Annotated in this window: 17 protein-coding genes; 12 read left to right on the forward strand and 5 right to left on the reverse strand. The window is 56.0% G+C overall.

Annotated elements, in window-relative coordinates; genetic code table 11:
* Positions 1–285 precede the first annotated feature (285 nt).
* From bfr to lptF, 5 genes are all read right to left on the reverse strand, one after another.
* The gene (bfr, locus tag ACUVOF_RS03930; protein ID WP_113268544.1) at positions 286–768 is read right to left on the reverse strand and encodes a bacterioferritin; all 483 of its coding nucleotides are present in this window, start codon (positions 766–768) and stop codon (positions 286–288) included.
* Positions 769–973: 205 nt separating this feature from the next.
* A complete protein-coding gene (locus ACUVOF_RS03935; RefSeq protein ID WP_008959830.1) occupies positions 974–1,180 on the reverse strand; it encodes a (2Fe-2S)-binding protein in 207 nt (68 codons plus the stop codon).
* Between the two features lie 169 nt (positions 1,181–1,349).
* Positions 1,350–1,823 (reverse strand): RDD family protein, encoded by a 474-nt coding sequence (locus ACUVOF_RS03940; protein ID WP_447043118.1) that lies wholly within the window; start codon positions 1,821–1,823, stop codon positions 1,350–1,352.
* A 74-nt stretch (positions 1,824–1,897) separates the two neighbouring features.
* Positions 1,898–2,977: an LPS export ABC transporter permease LptG gene (lptG, locus tag ACUVOF_RS03945; RefSeq protein ID WP_447043119.1), complete on the reverse strand. Its 1,080-nt coding sequence runs from the start codon at positions 2,975–2,977 to the stop codon at positions 1,898–1,900.
* Entirely contained in the window at positions 2,977–4,056 is a 1,080-nt protein-coding gene (gene lptF / locus ACUVOF_RS03950) for an LPS export ABC transporter permease LptF (RefSeq protein ID WP_447043120.1), read from the reverse strand. Before lptF ends, lptG begins: the two co-directional genes overlap by 1 nt.
* A 146-nt stretch (positions 4,057–4,202) precedes the next feature.
* Here lptF and ACUVOF_RS03955 point away from each other — a divergent pair, with 146 nt between their 5' ends.
* The 12 genes from ACUVOF_RS03955 (at position 4,203) to ACUVOF_RS04010 (ending at position 18,499) form a co-directional block, all read left to right on the forward strand.
* Positions 4,203–5,723 (forward strand): leucyl aminopeptidase, encoded by a 1,521-nt coding sequence (locus ACUVOF_RS03955; RefSeq protein WP_447043121.1) that lies wholly within the window; start codon positions 4,203–4,205, stop codon positions 5,721–5,723.
* A 172-nt stretch (positions 5,724–5,895) separates the two neighbouring features.
* Positions 5,896–7,020 carry a branched-chain amino acid aminotransferase gene (locus ACUVOF_RS03960; RefSeq protein ID WP_447043122.1) on the forward strand — a complete coding sequence of 375 codons (1,125 nt, stop codon included), beginning with the start codon at positions 5,896–5,898 and terminating at the stop codon, positions 7,018–7,020.
* A 99-nt stretch (positions 7,021–7,119) separates the two neighbouring features.
* Complete coding sequence (locus tag ACUVOF_RS03965; RefSeq protein WP_447043123.1) at positions 7,120–7,551, forward strand: DNA polymerase III subunit chi; 432 nt, start codon at positions 7,120–7,122, stop codon at positions 7,549–7,551.
* Between the two features lie 29 nt (positions 7,552–7,580).
* Positions 7,581–8,780, forward strand: coding sequence for an MFS transporter (locus ACUVOF_RS03970; protein ID WP_447043124.1), 1,200 nt, complete (start codon positions 7,581–7,583; stop codon positions 8,778–8,780).
* Between the two features lie 95 nt (positions 8,781–8,875).
* Positions 8,876–11,722 (forward strand): valine--tRNA ligase, encoded by a 2,847-nt coding sequence (locus tag ACUVOF_RS03975; protein WP_447043125.1) that lies wholly within the window; start codon positions 8,876–8,878, stop codon positions 11,720–11,722.
* Between the two features lie 215 nt (positions 11,723–11,937).
* Positions 11,938–12,312 (forward strand): SPW repeat domain-containing protein, encoded by a 375-nt coding sequence (locus tag ACUVOF_RS03980; RefSeq protein WP_447043126.1) that lies wholly within the window; start codon positions 11,938–11,940, stop codon positions 12,310–12,312.
* A 256-nt stretch (positions 12,313–12,568) separates the two neighbouring features.
* Complete coding sequence (locus ACUVOF_RS03985; protein WP_447043127.1) at positions 12,569–13,612, forward strand: aminoglycoside phosphotransferase family protein; 1,044 nt, start codon at positions 12,569–12,571, stop codon at positions 13,610–13,612.
* Between the two features lie 31 nt (positions 13,613–13,643).
* Entirely contained in the window at positions 13,644–14,864 is a 1,221-nt protein-coding gene (locus tag ACUVOF_RS03990; RefSeq protein ID WP_447043128.1) for an ABC transporter substrate-binding protein, read from the forward strand.
* A 2-nt stretch (positions 14,865–14,866) separates the two neighbouring features.
* Positions 14,867–16,540: an ABC transporter permease gene (locus tag ACUVOF_RS03995; protein WP_447043129.1), complete on the forward strand. Its 1,674-nt coding sequence runs from the start codon at positions 14,867–14,869 to the stop codon at positions 16,538–16,540.
* A gap of 4 nt (positions 16,541–16,544) precedes the next feature.
* The gene (locus ACUVOF_RS04000) at positions 16,545–17,189 is read left to right on the forward strand and encodes an ATP-binding cassette domain-containing protein (RefSeq protein WP_447043234.1); all 645 of its coding nucleotides are present in this window, start codon (positions 16,545–16,547) and stop codon (positions 17,187–17,189) included.
* The gene (locus tag ACUVOF_RS04005; protein WP_447043130.1) at positions 17,176–17,874 is read left to right on the forward strand and encodes a TIGR04283 family arsenosugar biosynthesis glycosyltransferase; all 699 of its coding nucleotides are present in this window, start codon (positions 17,176–17,178) and stop codon (positions 17,872–17,874) included. Before ACUVOF_RS04000 ends, ACUVOF_RS04005 begins: the two co-directional genes overlap by 14 nt.
* Positions 17,864–18,499 (forward strand): TIGR04282 family arsenosugar biosynthesis glycosyltransferase, encoded by a 636-nt coding sequence (locus ACUVOF_RS04010; RefSeq protein ID WP_447043131.1) that lies wholly within the window; start codon positions 17,864–17,866, stop codon positions 18,497–18,499. The genes ACUVOF_RS04005 and ACUVOF_RS04010 overlap by 11 nt, the downstream gene beginning before the upstream one ends.
* Positions 18,500–18,535 lie beyond the last annotated feature (36 nt).

Raw genomic sequence — 18,535 nt, forward strand, 5'->3', positions numbered from 1 at the left:
AACTTGCTATGCCCGATTAACTATCCAACACCATAACGATGTCAGGCTTATGACACTCACTGGCTAAGTTAGCACCGTTGGCTATCGGCACACCTCAGCGCTAAACCCAGGTTGCCGCGAAGATGGGTAAGTAGTGAAGGAACACATAGGGGAAAAGGGAAGCGGGAAAATCGATAGGTTAAAGGGGACTTTAGAACGAAAGCAGCCAGTCAGTTAGCCCTGACTGGCTGCTTTTTAGCTAGTTTTGGTTGCTAGCTTACTTCTATACATACGCGCGATAGCGTTTTACTCTTCGCCAGCCATCTGCATTTGGCGCTGCAGGTAGTTCTGAATACCTACCTGTTCGATCAGTTTCAGCTCAGTTTCGATGTGGTCGATATGACCTTCTTCATCGGCGAGCAGATCACGGAGCATATCGCGGGTAACGTAATCTTTGACGCTTTCGCAATAAGTAATGGCTTCGATGTAGTCATTACGGCCATCGTGCTCAATTTTAAGATCGCTCTCGAGCATCTCTTTTACATTTTCGCCAATGTATAGTTTGCCGAGGTCTTGCAGGTTGGGCACGCCCTCCAAAAACAGAATACGCTCGATGATTTTATCAGCGTGCTGCATCTCTTCGATGGACTCATCGTATTCCCATTTGGCTAGCGCTTTCAGGCCCCAATCTTTATACATTTTAGCATGTAAGAAATACTGATTAATCGCGACCAATTCGTTGCCAAGCGCCTTATTCAGATGCTCGAGGACTTTAATATCACCTTTCATGACGTCACCTTTTCTACTGTAATGCCGATGTTTAAGCCAATGTTTGAGCTGGCCTTTAAATAATGCGATCAAGCAGTTACGTTATTGAAGAAGCATAGACGCACATAGCTATACTCCCAGCTTTCCTGAGAGTATAGATAAAGTGTTTAAAAGTTCAAGCAAATCATATATTTGCTAACGATAACCCTAACAATAGTGATTCGCGTCACACGGCGTAAGCGAGACCCATATCGGCTTCTTGGCGTGCTTCCTGGACGGCGTCGCGGGTGATAGATTTAGCATAGCACGCGCACTTGCCGCACTGCGTTGCACAGCCGGTTGCTTCGCGTACTTCCCGCCAGCTGCGCGCTCCGTCGCTAACGTGCTGGCGAATCTGATGATCGGTTACTCCCTTGCACACACAAACGTACATGGCGACACCTCATAAAAGTCATGAGATGAATGTAAATGATTCGCATACATCTTTTCAAGTAGAAATCGCTGCTTTTTGATAGCTATTCGTCTTAACAGACACGAGAAGCACGATAACTTGTTGGCGCAACAATGTTTTTACAATGCATTTGTCACCACGCCAGTAGGAATTATTTTTTCGGCAACACCACCGTTTGCGTGTTCGATGCAATATCCGGCCAGCTGCGCCTTTCGGGGTCGAATAGCACCCACCAGTAACCCAAACCAAACGCCAACAGCGATAGCCACGCTACGCCACAGCGGATAAGGCACTGCTTTACACTCAGCGAATAGCCACCCACCGTTTGCACCCGCAGCCGCCACGCCTGCATGCCGAGTGTCATACCACCCCGGGTCCAGGAGTAAACAAAAAACAGGGTGACAAAAAACACCAGCATGAGACGCAGGCTCCAAATATCGCCGGACGTAGTGCCAACCTCTTCGGGCTGTTGGCCAAGCACATAGCGGAAAAAAATCATATGCGCGACGGTCACCGCGATCCAAATTGCGGTGACTAAGAAGCCGTCATACAGCATGGCCCCTAAGCGGCGTCCAAGGCCCGCTGGCCATACGCTATCCAACTGAGTAAAGCGTCGTGTTCCCATCGTTTTTCTGGGCTCCTGGTTGGCCGTTGGTTGTTTTAGATAATCATCGTCCGTAATAGCTCGCCGTTGCGGCATTATCCATTGCGACGTAGAAAGTAGATCCCTACCCCCGCACACGCCAACGTCGGTACAAGGACAGCCCAGACGGGGGAAAAGCCAAAAATCGTCGAGGCTGGCGCCAGCAAATCTTGTACGTACTTAAAGGTCAACCCGGTGATAACGCCGTAAAACACGCGGGTACCCGCCGCCACGGTACGCAGTGGGCCAAATACAAAGGAGGCGGCAATCAATACCAGCGAACCCATGGTGAGGGGCATCAGCATCTTCTGCCAAAAATACAGCAGCGCCCGATCATTCTGCAGACCCTGCCTTTCGAGAAACTGGGCATAGGCCCAAAGCTCACTAGGCGCCTGACTCTCAATATCACGCAACAAGCGCTCTAGCTGGGTGGGCGTAAACGCGGTATCCCAGCCCATGCTCGCCGACTGGTCAGATTCAGTGTGATCGTCGAAAATACGCGTGGTAGCGACATTTTCCAAATGCCAGGCATCACCATCCCAAAGCGCCCGCTGGGCATAGGTGGCTTCAACTAACTGACGTTCATCAAAACGATAACGGGTTAAATCAAGCACAACGTTATCTGCACGAATCGCCCCAAAACGGTAGACACTATCGCCCTCAATTTGCCAGCCGCTGCGGCTGGTCAGCATGGCGCCTTTACCCTGTAGTTTTTCTAACCGCCACGCCTCGGCATACTGCTCGGTACGCGGGCTGACATACTCGGCCACTAACAGCACCACGACCACGACCACCAGCACCGGCTTCATCACACCCCATACAATGCGCGCCAGCGAGCGCCCTGCACCACGCATAACGGTAAGCTCATTGCTCGAAGCCATACTACCCAAACCAATCAGCGCCCCAATCAATACCGCCACCGGCGCATATTGGTAAAAACGCCAAGGGGTGCGCATTAGCAGATAAAGCAGCGCATCAAAGGCGGTATAACCAACCTGCACATCGCCTAAGTCATCGATATAGGCAATAGTAATATCCAAGCCCAGCAGCACGAACTGAACGACGACAATGGCTGCTAACACGTTGCGGGCGATATAACGATCGAGACGGTCAGCTATTGTTAGTATACGTAGCATTAACGCATCCCCTTGCGTTGCGAGTGCCACAGCAGTAGCAGACCCAGCCCTAAAAACAATCCATGTACCGGCCATACGCCAAGCGCGGTGGACCAAGTACTACTGCCAATCGCATCGACCACTGCAAGCAGCAGGCTGAGATACGCAACGTATACAAATACCGCGGGTAACAATTTGCCAAAGCGCCCTTGGCGAGGATTAACCCGGGCAAGCGGCTGCGCTATTAAGGCCAGCACGAATACCATTAATGGCAGGCCCGCACGCCACTGCCATTGGGCCTGGGCACGTGGACTTGGGTCACTCCATAACGCGGATGTGGTCGCATACTCCAATGAATCAAGCTCCTGCCGGTCGCGGTTCAGTCCTAAACGCAGCGTATAGCGCTCAAAAGTAAGCCGTTCGGCATTTTGCTCGCCTGGGGTCACCCCGTAACGCTCGCCATCATCTAACACGAGAAAGCGGCTGCCGGTTTTCAGCCGAGTTTCTTGATAACCCGATGCCGCCCGGGTTACGTAGTCATGAGATCCTTCATCGCCCTGCTGGTTCTGCTCGTGCACCAGCACATTTTGCATTTCTGTACCGTCGCTGGAGAAGCTACCGATGTAAGCGGTACGACCACCGCCAAACTCCTGAAAGCGCCCCGGTGCCAGTACGGAAACATCCAGGCGGCTACGCTGCTCTTCCAATGCGGTTTCGGTTTGCAGCGCCCCATAGGGCGTCAGCCACATACTGCAGACACCTACCAGTACCGCCACGACGCTTGCGGGCAGCAGAGTTACTTTCAATAGCCGCGTAGGACTCATCCCGCAAGCAACCATCACGGTAATTTCGCTGTTCATATAAAGCTGCCCGTAGGCCAGCAGGATGCCAAGAAAAAACGACAGCGGTAAAATTAGCTCCATAAAGCCAGGCAGGTGAAACATCATCAGACTGCCTAACATAGCGACAGGGATATCACCTTCCGCCGCGTCCGAAAAATAGCGGATAAAACGGCTGCCCATGATCACCAACAACAAAATGCCAGCGACCGCCGACATGGTGAGTAACACTTCGCGAGTTAGATACCGAAATAAAATCAACGCGCTCTCCGGTTAGTCGTACAGGATGCCATGCAATAAGTGGATGGCTTGGGTACACTAATCAAACTATCCTCAGTCCCTTTTCAAAATCAAAAGCACTGGGGCATTATCCTGAATCCCTCGATGCTTGTCTTGTTGGAGACGTCATGGAATTTTCCGTTCAGACTGCTAACCCGGCCAAAACCGAAACGGCCTGCCTCTTGGTTCCGGTTTTCAAAGGTAGCGAACTCTTGCCCACCGTTGCCAAACTGGACGACGCAAGCGAGCGCCTGATTGGTCAATTGTTGGAACGCGGCGACTTTGATGCTGCGCTTGGCAACGTACAAATGGTCCCCTTTGCGCCAGGCTTAGGTGCAGAGCGTATTTTACTGATTGGCTTGGGTGAGCGCGAAAAATGCCAGGAAGCAGCCTTTATCAAAGCGCTGGATGCCGCCATGGCAGCGCTGGTAAAACTGCCCATCGACGAAGCCAGTGTGGTATTTGGCGATGTTCCGCTCGCGGACCGCGACCCGGCCTGGAAAGCGCGTAAGGTGATGGAGGCTGCTGAGCGGGCCATTTATCGATTTGATCAGTTCAAATCCTCGCCGGCCCCGGCTTTAAGCTTGGCCAAGCTAACATTATTTATCAGCGACACCGATGCGGTTCCCCAGGTCAAACAGGGCGCCCTGGTGGGCAACGCGATTGGCCAAGGCATCAATTACACCCGCACCCTGGGCAACCTGCCTGCCAACATCTGCACCCCTCGCTATCTTGCCGAACAGGCAGAGCAGTTGGGGCGCGACTCGAAAGGCGCACTTGAGGTCGATATTCTCGACGAAGAAGCGCTGGAAGCCCTGGGCGCGGGCTCGCTGCTTTCCGTTGGCCGCGGCAGCAAGGAGCCGACACGCCTGATCGTCATGAAGTATCAGGGCGCCGACAATGCTGAAGAAGCGCCCCACGTGCTGATCGGTAAAGGCATCACCTTTGATACCGGCGGTATTTCGCTCAAACCCGGCGAAGGCATGGACGAAATGAAATTCGATATGTGCGGTGCTGCCAGCGTATTCGGCACTGTCAAAGCCGTACTGTCGATCAAGCCGAAGCTCAATCTGGTATTTATCGTTGCCGCTGCGGAAAACATGCCCGACGGCCATGCCACCAAGCCCGGTGATATCATCAAGACGCTTAAAGGCTTGACCGTTGAAGTGCTTAACACCGATGCAGAAGGCCGCTTGGTATTGTGCGATGCGCTGACCTATGCCGAGCGCTTCACCCCTGCCAGCGTAGTCGATATCGCCACCCTCACCGGTGCTGCAATTATTGCTCTGGGCCACCATGCCACCGGCCTGCTTTCCAATGATGATGACTTGGCTCTCGACCTATTAGACGCGGGCGAAGGAGCTTGGGATCGCGCTTGGCATCTCCCGCTGTGGGATGAGTATCAGGAGCAGTTGGACTCTAATTTTGCCGACTTGGCAAATATTGGCGGTCGCCCGGCAGGCACGATCACGGCGGCATGTTTCCTATCGCGCTTTGCTGATCACTTCCCTTGGGCGCATCTGGATATCGCCGGTACCGCCTGGCACTCCGGCAAGCAGAAAGGCGCCACCGGACGCCCCGTTGGGCTATTAACCCAGTACCTGCTTGATCGTGAAACAGACGCCCAAGTAGAAAATAGCGACGCCTAACATCACAATTCGTCATCATGATCGGCGCTCAACGGTTGCCTTTCAGTGCGGCAACCGTTAAACCTGAATATATCAAGGTACAGCGAGCTTAAACTCGCTGAATCTTTAGCGTTTCGTCAATAACACCCAACCGCCCCTCTTACAGGGCCGGTTCAAGCGGAGAGTAACAGCCGTGCCCACTGCCAGCTTCGAAACCAGTTTTGAAACCCTGCCATCCAATCAGCCGATGGCCGATGAGATTCGCGACAACATTCTTAAAAATCCCGGTTTTGGTCGCTACTTTACCGATCATATGGCGCATATCCGCTGGACCGGCGACGCCGCTTGGCACGGCCATCAAGTGCGCCCCTACGGCCCGTTGACCCTTGACCCTGCCGCCTCTGTACTGCACTACGGCCAGGAAATTTTCGAGGGTATTAAAGCCTACCGCCATGCCGACGGCTCTATCTGGACGTTTCGCCCCGAGAAAAATGCCGAACGCTTCCGCCGCAGCGCCCGTCGTTTGGCGCTGCCGGAGCTTTCCGATGAAGACTTCATTGGCTCGCTAAAAGCGCTGCTGGCCCAGGATCATAGTTGGGTGCCTACCCCAGCCAACGCGTCTGATGAGTGCAGCCTTTACCTGCGTCCGTTCATGATCGCCTCGGAAGCCTTTTTGGGTGTGCGTCCATCGCAGGAAGTCGATTACTACGTGATCGCCTCCCCGGCGGCGGCCTACTTCAAAGGCGGCGTCGCGCCGGTATCGATCTGGCTATCTTCAAACTACAAGCGTGCTGCTGCAGGCGGTACCGGCTTTGCCAAATGTGGCGGAAACTACGCCGCTTCATTAGCGGCACAAAAAGAGGCCGAGGCTCACCAGTGTGGTCAGGTCGCCTTCCTTGATGCTGCTGAAAACAAGTGGGTCGAAGAACTCGGCGGTATGAACCTGTTTTTCGTCTTCAACGATGGCCGATTAGTGACGCCGCGCCTAACGGACACCATTCTGGAAGGCGTGACGCGCAATTCAGTACTCACGCTGGCTAAAGATGAAGGCCTCACGCCCGAAGAGCGCCCCATCAGTATTGATGAGTGGCGTGAAGGCGCAGCGTCCGGCGAGATCACCGAAGTTTTTGCCTGCGGCACCGCAGCGGTCATCACCCCGGTGGGCGAGCTGGTCACTGAGAACGAGCGTATTCGTCTCGCAGCAAGTGACGCCAATAACAACAGCAATGAGATCGCCATGCGCATCCGTACCAAACTACTCGACCTGCAATATGGCCGCAGTGAAGATAAGTACGGCTGGCTAACCCAGCTGGTTTAAGCTGCTTTAGCGTTAACGCTACCCACTCAATGCCGCCGCAACGTTTGCGTCGGCGCTGTTTATCAGCAGCACCCTTATCCGCAATCGCTGGAGCCGCCGATGGCGCGCATTGATTTCTATATTTTGCCCGATACCACGCTGGAAGCGCGCTTACAGTTTGCTTGCAAGCTTGCCGAAACCATCTGGCGCAAAGGCTATCGCTTGCATCTTCACTGCGAGGATAAAGCCCTCGCCGAGCAAGCCGACGCAGCGCTATGGAATTTTCGCCCGGACGCTTATTTACCCCACGCCCTGGAAGATAGCGAAATGGCCGCCAGCGTACCGATCACGCTAGGCTGGCAGCAGTTGCCAATCCCCGCGGAAGAGACCGCACTACTCAATTTGCACCCCGACATTCCCGACGGCGTGGAGCACTACGCGCGTATTGCCGAGATCATCAATCAACACCAACAAGTGTTGGTTGCCAAACGCGCCTGTTGGCAGCGCTATAAAGAAATGGGTTATGAAGTAGTGCCGCACAAGCTCGGTTAATAATGCTAACTCAGCGGAAGAGACTTGATATGCCTACATCACCGCTTACCCGCTACCCCTTAGCCGTCATTGTCACTGCCCAACTGTTCGGCACCTCGCTGTGGTTTAGCGTTAACGGCGTTGGCTTGGCGCTGCAGGAGGCCGTGGGCCTTAGTGAAAGCGATTTGGGCCTATTAACCATCGCCGTGCAGGCCGGGTTTATTAGCGGTACGATGCTGATTGCCACCACCGGCCTTGCCGACCGCGTCCGTGCCAGCCACCTGTTTGCGCTATCTGCCGTGCTCGGCGCACTGATCAATGCCGCCTTTATCAGCGTGGCTGAAAGCGTAACGCTGGCGGCAGTGGCACGCTTTACAACTGGGCTCTGCCTGGCGGGCATCTATCCGTTGGGCATGAAGCTGGTGGTGAGTTGGACGCCCAGTCACGCTGGGGCGGCATTGGGCTGGCTGGTGGGTATGCTAACGCTAGGCATTGCCTCGCCACATCTGCTGCGCGGCTTAACACTGAACCTGCCCTGGCAGTGGCCGCTGCTGTTGGCCTCATTGTTGGCGCTGGTCGCCGCTCTGATGATTTTCAAACTGGGTGTTGGCCCGCACCTTCCGGCGACGGCCAAGAGTGGGCGCCCCTGGGCCGGGTTAGCCGCTTTCAAACAACCCCGCTTTCGCGCCGCCGCGCTGGGTTATTTCGGCCATTGTTGGGAGCTATATGCACTGTGGGCGCTGTTGCCGTTTTTGGTTGCCCGTGAGCTTGAGCGCTTGGGTGCTTCAAACAGCGCCCAGCCGTGGCTGAGCTTTTTGGTGATTGCGTTAGGTTTACCCGGCTGCGTACTCGCGGGCAAATTTAGCCGCCGCATAGGCAGCGATCGAGTGGCCTGCGTGGCGTTAGCTACTTCGGGTGCACTGTGTTTGGTTTATCCTCTTTTGGGCAGCGCCTCGCCTTGGTTGTTATTGGCGCTACTAGGTGTATGGGGCGTCAGCGTGATTGCCGATTCCGCCCAATTTTCAGCGCTGGCCAGCGCCACAGCACCGCCAGAGCGGTTAGGCGCGGCGCTGGCGATGATGAACGCGATTGGCTTTGGCTTGACCATTCCCTCCATCGCCCTGGTCACCGCGCTGTGGTCGAGCCAGTCATTGGCGGTGATCTGGTGGCTGCTGCCCGGCCCCATTCTCGGACTACTCGCCATGCGCGGGTTCTCTGCCCATGCCATAACGATCAGTAATCAAGGGTGAGTAGCACCTGACGGCTACGCCGCTCACGCGGTATACTCTTGCGCTATACCTTTTTATCTTTTGCACATTTCTCGCCAGCCGTGAGCCAACTCCCCATGGAAAAGACCTACCAACCCGAACAGATCGAAACCCGCTGGTACGAGCGCTGGGAAGCCGACAACCGTTTCGCCCCCACCGGCCAGGGCACGCCTTTTTCGATCATGATTCCACCGCCCAATGTGACCGGCAGCCTGCACATGGGCCATGCGTTCCAGGACACCATTATGGATACCCTGACGCGCTGGAAGCGGATGCAGGGTAACAACACCCTGTGGCAGGTAGGCACCGACCACGCCGGTATCGCCACCCAAATGCTGGTAGAGCGTAAAATCGCCGCTGAAGAGGGCAAAACTCGCCATGACCTCGGCCGTGACGCATTTATCGATAAGGTCTGGGAGTGGAAGCACGAATCCGGCGGTCATATTACTCGCCAGCTACGCCGTATGGGCGCCAGCGTCGACTGGTCTCGCGAACGCTTCACCATGGACGACGGCTTCTACAAAGCAGTTCAAGAAGTATTCGTGCGTCTGCACGAAGAAAAGCTGATTTATCGTGGCAAGCGTTTGGTCAACTGGGACCCGACACTGCACACCGCCATTTCTGACTTAGAAGTGGAAAACAAAGAACAGCAGGGCAGCTTCTGGCACTTCCGCTACCCGCTGGCGGACGGCGTTAAAACCGACGACGGCAAGGATTACCTGGTGGTCGCCACGACTCGCCCGGAAACCCTGCTGGGCGATACCGGTGTGGCGGTGAATCCCGAAGACGCGCGCTACGCGTCGCTGGTCGGCAAGTTTATCGAGCTGCCGCTGGTCGGTCGGCGCATCCCGGTAGTCGCCGACGAGCATGCCGACATGGAGAAAGGCTCGGGTTGTGTGAAGATCACCCCCGCCCACGACTTCAACGACTACGAAGTCGGAAAGCGCCAGAACCACCTGCTGATCAACGTCTTCTCCAAAGACGCAGCGATCCTTGAACAGGCAGAGATATTCGATCTCAAAGGCCAGCCCCAGCCGGACGAAGACCCAAGTCTGCCCGCCAAATACGCAGGTCTTGACCGCTTTGAAGCGCGTAAGCAGATCGTGGCAGATATGGATGCCCTGGGCCTGCTGGAGCAGGTAGAAGCCATTAACAACACCCTGCCTTTTGGTGACCGCTCCGGTGATGTCATTGAGCCGCTACTCACCGACCAATGGTTTGTAGCCGTGGAATCCCTCGCCAAGCCCGCCATTGAAGCGGTGGAAAACGGCAATATTCAGTTTGTGCCCAAGAACTACGAAAACATGTACTTTGCCTGGATGCGCGACCTGCAGGACTGGTGTATCTCGCGCCAGCTGTGGTGGGGCCACCGCATTCCGGCGTGGTACGACACCGAAGGCAATGTCTACGTTGCCCGTAGTGAAGAGGAAGCCCGCGAGAAGCACGCGCTCGATCCCGAGTTGGTGCTTACCCAGGACGAAGACGTACTCGACACTTGGTTCAGCTCGGGTCTATGGACGTTTGGCACATTAGGCTGGCCTGAGAAAACGCTGGAACTGGAGACCTTCCATCCCTCCAGCGTGCTGGTGACCGGCTTTGACATCATCTTTTTCTGGGTTGCCCGGATGATCATGATGACGCTGAAGTTCACCGGAGAAGTCCCGTTCAAAACCGTCTATGTACATGGGTTGGTACGCGATGGCCAAGGCCAGAAAATGTCCAAATCCAAGGGCAACGTTCTCGACCCCATCGACCTAATCGACGGCATTACCCTGGATGAGCTACTCGAAAAACGCACCGGCAATATGATGCAGCCGAAACAGGCCAAAGCAATTGCCAAAGCCACTCGGGACGAGTTTAAAGACGGCATTGAAGCCCACGGCACCGATGCACTGCGCTTTACCTTTCTCTCCCAAGCGACCACCGGACGCGATATCAAGTTTGATATGAACCGCCTGGATGGCTACCGCAATTTTTGCAATAAGCTGTGGAACGCCTCGCGCTACGTGCTACTGAACGCCGAAGGCGAAGATTGCGGTACCAGCGGTGAAGAGGTTGAGCTTTCTCTAGCTGATCGCTGGATTATCTCGCAGTTACAGAAAACCGAAGCCCAAGTCACCAAAGCAATGGATGAGTATCGCTTCGATCATGCTTCACAGGCGCTATATGAGTTTGTCTGGAACGAGTATTGCGACTGGTATTTGGAGCTTTCCAAGCCGGTACTTTGGGACGAGAATGCCAGTGCCGAAGCTAAGCGTGGAACGCGCCGCACACTGGTGCGAGTTCTGGAAATGACCCTGCGCCTTGCTCACCCGATGATGCCCTATATCACCGAAGAGATCTGGCAGCGTGTCGCGCCACTATCGGGCGCTTATATGGGCAAGGATGCATCGATCATGCATCAAGCTTGGCCGGAAACCGACGAGAGTAAAGTCGACCATCAGGCTAGCCTGGACATCGAGTGGCTAAAAGGGGTCATCATCGCTGTTCGTAACATCCGCGCTGAGATGAACATCTCGCCCGGCAAACTGCTCGACGTACTGCTGACCAAAGGCAGGCCCGAGGATGCCGAGCGCCTGGAGAGCAACCGACATTTTCTATCCAAATTGGCCAAGTTGGAAAGCGTGACCTGGCTTGAAAACCCCAACGATGCGCCGCTTTCCGCCACGCAATTAGTGGGCGATATGGAAGTGCTGGTCCCGATGGCGGACTTGATCGATAAAGACGCAGAGCTGGCACGCCTCAACAAAGAGATAGAAAAGCAGGACAAGCTCATCGGGGGCATTGAGAGAAAACTCGGTAACGACGGTTTTATCGCCAAAGCCCCCGTAGCAGTCGTCGAAAAAGAGCGCAGCAAGCTGGTCGAATTCCAAGCCACCAAGCTGCTATTGGAAGAGCAGCGAGCCAAGATTGAGGCGCTGTAAGTAAGCTCAAATGATAACTTACAGCTAAAGAAGGCGGTGCTGAACAGTACCGCCGATTAACGAAAGTTATAAATGCTGTTGGGTTAGAGGTTTATGCGCTAATTAGTTAGCCTGCCACTGGACGCCCGTGCCTCCTTGACTATGTTGAAAGTGATGTCGGTTAACGCTTCGTTTAACCGGCGTTTTAATCACTTGGCATATTAAGGAGGATAGCCATGCGTTTCATTTCGACTCGTGTACACGGGATGGTCGATTACGCGATGGGCCTGCTACTCATCGTGGCGCCTTTCCTTTTCGGCTTCGCCACAGGAGGTGCTGCTCAGTGGGTACCGATCATTCTAGGTGTGGTAATGCTAGCCTCAGCCATCATGACGAAATATGAGCTTGGGCTTATGCACCTGATTCCCATGCCATTACACCTCACTATGGATCTGATTAGCGGTATTTTACTACTGGTTTCTCCTTGGCTATTCGGCTTCGCAGATATTATATACCTGCCCCATGTCATCCTCGGTATTCTTGAGATCGGCGCCAGTCTCACCACGGAAAAGCAACCGAGAAACGTGGCGGCTTCAACGAACCGCGGCTGACGACCAGCGGACTGATGATTCCAGGCATTGCCCAATTCGTCTTGGAATGCTTGTTTCATTACCGCCCGTTAGCTTACGCGCCCGCTGCTCGATGCAGTGGGCGCTTTTCGTTAAGCGAATCCCCTCAAGCTGTTCGATAGGTATTTCTAGCTCCTTGTGTTATCTCTTAACCACTTTTTCTTACGAAACGTGTAAGGTTGGTATAAGAACAGCCACTAAGTGGCATCGCCGAGCCAACAACAACACGGATTGTTCTATGCCGACACCTACTGAGGCGCGATTAGAAGCGCTGACGACCGAACTTAAACGGGCCGGGATTGCGTACCGTGAGCTTTCGCCGATGGCGGATACCGGTCTAGCCCACGATCATGTATGGGTTCATCGCCACAATGGCGATGACTGGGTGGCGCGCCTGCCGAAGCAGAGTCAGATGAACCTGCCACCGGAAGAGAACCTTGCCTATCAGGCTGCCTGTTATGAGCGCTCCAGCCCTGGCGGGCACACGCCTAAACTTTATGACATCCTGCCACCAAGCGAAGCGCTACCTCGTGGTGGGCTACTGGTAGAAGCTATCCGTGGACGCCTGGCAAAGCTGCCGGAAGACCTGGACGCCATCGCGGATGCCCTGGCCAGCTTACACAGTCAATCGCTGCCTAATGCCGCGGCGCGGCCACCACTGCTTGCCCCTGAGAACCCTTGGCTGGCGATGGTGAATGAAGTGCGCCAGCAGGCTAACTGGTTAGCCGATGCTCAGTTGGCGAGTAAAATTACTCAGCGTATCAAGCAGGAACTCGATCTGCTCCCGACCCGCTTAAGCGACGCTACGCCTACCCTGATAAGTTTTGATACCCACCCTGGCAACTTTTTAATCCGCGAAGACGGCCGCGCAGTGCTGGTGGATTTAGAGAAGTGCCGCTATGGTCTGCCGGGTATCGATCTTGCCCACACGTCGCTCTACACCTCGACCACCTGGGATCTCAATAGCCAGGCCGTGCTGTCGCTGGGGGAAGTGGTTAATTTTTACCGCCGCTGGCAAGCCGCCATGGAAAAGTCGCCCGATACCGACACCCTTGTCGCCTGCCGCCGGGCTACTTGGCTATGGTCGCTGACCTGGAGCGCTAAGTGGCGCGCCCAGCATTTAAACGCCAAAGATAGCCATCAGCGCGGTGAAGACTGGTCGGCAGAGCTCACCGACCCAGCGGTGATAGACCACGTACGCAACCGCGTTGAGCACTACCTCTCACTGCCGATTATTGATCACGTTCACAGTGAATTGCAGTGCTTGCAGGCCTCCCTATAACGTTCTTATTTCCCTAACGATGAGGTATGCGATGCCGAATAAACGCAACTCCCTGAGCGCTACAATTGCCGTAGCGACGCTGGCTTTCTCTTTACCGGCAATGGCAAACCTTGATCCCAGTGATTGGAAGGGAATGCTCGCGGAAGCCGAAGGCGAAACCGTTTACTGGAATGCCTGGGGTGGCGACACGCGAACCAACCGCTACATTGATTGGGTAGCGCAGCAAATGCAGGCACAGTACGGCGTCGATGTGGAGCATGTGAAGCTTGACGACACCGGCAGCGCGGTAGCGCGGGTGCTGGCGGAAAAACAGGCCGGTAACCACGACGACGGCAGCATTGACCTGATTTGGATCAACGGTGAAAACTTCGCCGCCATGCGCGAAAGCGACCTACTCTATGGCCCCTTCGCCGAGGCTTTGCCCAATTTTGCGCTCACCAACGCCGATGATAATCCCGAGGTCGTTACCGACTTTACCCTGCCCACCGAAGGCTACGAATCACCGTGGGGAAAGGCGCAGATCACTTTCTATTTCGACAGTGCCCACCTCGAATCACCGCCCCAGGATATGCAGGCACTGCTCACCTGGGCTCGAGCCAATCCCGGCCAGTTTAGCTACCCGCGCATTCCCGACTTCACCGGCAGCACCTTTTTGAAGCAGGCGCTGATTGAGCTTACCGAGCAGGATGAGGCACTTTATCAGCCTGTGTCAGAGAGCGATTTCGAGGCGGTAACCGCGCCACTGTGGTCATACCTGGATGCGCTACATCCACACCTGTGGCGCGGCGGGCGCTCCTTCCCCGATTCAGGGCCCAACCTGCGCACGCTGATGAGTGATGGCGAGCTGAGTCTGGCGTTTTCGTTCTACCCCACCGAAGCCGCAGTGGCGGTCATGGAGTATGAACTGCCCGACAGCGTGCGTAGCTACGTGCTGAAAGGCGGCACGCTGGGTAACGTCCACTTTGTGGCGATTCCCTACAATTCACCCCGTAAAGCCGGTGCCATGGTGCTCGCCAATTTTCTTCTTTCGCCGCAAGCCCAGGCCGAAAAGCAGTCACTGGCGATGTGGGGCGACCGCAGCGTGCTGGATATCGATCAGCTCGACGCTGCTGATCAGGCGCGCTTCCAACAGGGGGAACGCCACCCGTCAGAGCTACCGGCCGACGCGCTCTCGAACACTTTGCCCGAACCCCACCCCAGCTGGATGACCGCTCTACAAGAGGCATGGCTTGAGCGTTACGGCGTTAACTAACGATGTTACGACTGGCCCCGGCGCTGGTTATTGCTCTGCTAGTACTCCCCGTTGGGGCGGGTTTACTGATGGTAGTGCTGCCGGCATTTGGCTACCTGCCCGCGCTGGGCGGCCTCGACGTTAGTTTTGCCCCTTGGCAAATGCTGTTCGCCCAGCCAGGGCTTGGTCGTTCGGTCGCCATCAGCTTTTCCAGCGGGCTGGTTAGCACTGCCATTGCACTGGTTATCGTGGTGCTATTTCTGGCCGCCAGCCGCGGTACTTGGTTAGACCGCGGCATTCGACGGCTGGTGTCACCGCTGCTTGCCATCCCCCATGCCGCTATCGCGTTTGGATTGGCCTTTTTAATTGCCCCTTCGGGTCTAGTGGCGCGGTTGATCTCACCATCACTAACCGGGTGGGAACGCCCCCCGGATGCGCTGATCGTCAACGATCCGTGGGGGCTCTCCCTGATGGCTGGGCTGGTGTTGAAAGAAGTCCCGTTTCTACTGCTGATGAGCCTGGCGGCGCTACCACAACTGGCCCCAGAAAAGCGTCTGATGCTGGCGCGGTCGCTGGGCTATGCGCCGACGATTGCCTGGCTAAAAACCGTGCTGCCTTCGCTCTACCCGCTGATTCGCCTGCCAGTGTATGCGGTGATCGCTTACGCCACCTCGGTGGTCGACATGGCGATGATTCTCGGCCCCACGCTGCCGCCTACGGTGAGCGTGTCGATTTTAAGCTGGTTTAACGACCCGGATATCAACCGTCGCTTTATGGCCTCGGCTGCTGCGGTGCTGCAACTGGGGGTAACGCTAGCGGCGCTGTTATGCTGGTGGCTGCTGGAACAGTTTATCCTCACGCTAACGCAAAGCTGGCTAACTAACGGTAACCGTCATCGGGGTGAAGTCGCCCTACGCATGGCTGGCCGCTCAGCGTTACTGGTTTCAAGTGGAATTGCCTTGGCCGCCCTGATCGGGCTGGGGCTGTTTTCAGTGGCCGGTTTTTGGCGTTTTCCTGATCTGCTGCCACAAATGTTTACCCTTGACCACTGGCAGCGAAGTGGCGACATGCTGATCACGCCGCTGGTTAATACCGCCCTGATTGGGCTTGTCGCCTCGGCCCTTGCCACGGCGCTGGTACTGGCGACACTGGAAAACGAGCACCGCCAGCACCTAAAGCCCAAGCGCGCCCTGTGGCTGCTTTATCTACCGCTGCTAGTGCCGCAGATCGCCTTTCTGTTTGGCCTGGTGGTGGCAGCGGAAAGCCTGAACATCCGCCCTCAGCTAAGCTTAGTGATCGTCGGCCACCTACTGTTTGTGCTGCCTTATGTCTACCTGTCGCTTTCCGAGGCGTACCGGCGCTTGGACCCACGCTGGCTGCAGGTAGCACGCTCACTGGGTGTTTCGCGTAGCGCTACTTTTTGGCGGGTTCGTTTACCGTTACTGCTCGCACCGGTGTTAACGGCATTTGCTGTGGGCTTGGCGATCAGTATTGGCCAATACTTGCCTACCCAGCTGCTGGGTGCCGGGCGTGTAACGACCGTCACGACCGAGGCAGTGGCACTGGCGTCGGGGAGTAACCGACGCTTAATTGGAGTATGGGCGCTTGTGCAAGCGCTCCTGCCACTGATTGGCTTTATGCTTGCCCTGGCACTCCCCCGTTTGCTGGGTGTCGGGCGCCGTGAACTTTCGACGTAAAGGTATGACCGTGACTGCTACGACTAACGCGCCGCTACGCCTTGAGCAGATTTCCATCGCCCTCGCAGGCCGCGAGCTGTTGGCGGTGGATGCTACGATTGCTCCCGGTGAGGTGCTAACGGTCATGGGTCCTTCCGGGTCTGGGAAATCAACGTTGTTAGCCTATATTGCCGGTTTTCTCGGCCGAGAGTTTAGCGTCAGTGGCGGCGTGTGGTTAGGCGAACGCAACCTGCTAAGCCTCCCTGCTGAAAAGCGCGGTATCGGCCTATTATTTCAAGACCCACTGCTATTTCCCCATCTAAGCGTGGGTGGCAATTTGCGCTTTGGGCTGCCTCGCCATATCAAAAACAAGCGTCAACAGGTCAGCCATGCCCTTGAACAGGTAGGCCTAGCGGGCTTTGAAGAGCGTGACCCGGCCACGCTTTCCGGCGGCCAGAAGGCACGGGTAGCCCTGATGCGACTGCTGCTTTCCAAGCCTCAGGCAGTGCTGTTGGATGAGCCGTTTTCAAAGCTGGACACGGCACTGCGTAAAGAAATGCGCTCGCTGGTATTTAATCAACTGCACGATGCCGGCCTGCCAGCCCTGCTGGTCACTCACGACCACGCAGATGCGGACGCGGCGGGAGGGTTTGTGATTGAACTCGGCTGAACGCTATCCACGTCTTAGCATCGTAATACCGGTGCTTAATGAAGCGCCTACACTGGCAATCCATTTAATGGCGCTACAAACGCTGCGTGCCCAGGGTGTCGAAGTGATCGTGGTGGATGGCGGGAGTGGTGATGACAGCGTACGTAGTGCGAAACCGCTGACGGACCGCGTGCTTAGCAGCACTCCCGGCCGAGGCGTGCAGATGAACCTAGGGGCTCGGCATGCCAGTGCACCGGCCCTACTGTTTCTACACGCGGATACCCACTTGCCCACGGGCGCCGTCGAGCAGTTGCTCCACGCGCTTAACACGCACGACTGGGGCCGTTTCGATATCCAGCTCACCGGTCGCAGCCGCTGGCTCCCGGTGGTCAGTAGAATGATCAATCAGCGCTCACGGCTCACCGGCATTGCGACCGGTGACCAGGGTATCTTTGTGCGTGCCAACACGTTTCAGGCCGTTGGCGGTTTTCCCGAGCAGCCGCTGATGGAGGATATCGAACTCACTAAACGACTCAAGCGGATCTCTCCACCCGCCTGCCTGGCAGCGAAAGTGATAAGCTCGGGAAGGCGCTGGGATCAACACGGTGCTTGGAAAACGATCCGCTTGATGTGGTGGCTGCGCTATCGCTACTGGCGCGGCGTCAGCGCAACCCAACTTGCCAAGGAGTATCGTGATGCCCGCTGAAACGCTGGCCAACCGCCCGGCGCTGCCGCACCTCCATCTGCTGGCCAAGGCCCCGCTAGCCGGGCAGGCGAAAACGCGCCTGGCCCCGTTGCTGGGTAATCAAGGCGCCGCCAACGCCCATGCAGAACTGCTGCGCCACTGTGTCGCCAATGCTTGCCAGGCGCTACCGGCCGAAAACGTCACGCTATGGACAGCGCTTGACCATGCGCACCCTTTATTCATCGAACTTCACGAGCAGTTTGGCTTGACGTTAAAGCGTCAGCCCAATGGCGACTTAGGCGCACGCGTACGTCACGCATTGAACCATACGCCTGGGCCCGCCATAGTGATGGGCAGCGACTGCCCGAGCATTACTAGCGCACTCATCACCGCTTGCGCGCAGCAACTAACCCGCCATGAAGTGGTCATTCTGCCTGCTGAGGATGGTGGCTACGGATTGATCGGCACCCAGCGCGACTATCCGGACCTTTTTGAAGGCATTCCCTGGGGTAGTCATCAGGTGCTGAACGCAACCCGCCAGCGTATCGAAACGCTTGGCCTTCGCGCCGTTTACCCGACCATCATTTGGGATGTGGATCGGCCCGAAGATTGGCAACGCTGGAAAGGGGTAGCAGCTTCGCTGTAAGGAAACGGCACGACTGCCCACTGAGTTAGCAACGTT

The sequence above is a fragment of the Vreelandella sp. H-I2 genome (assembly GCF_052959335.1).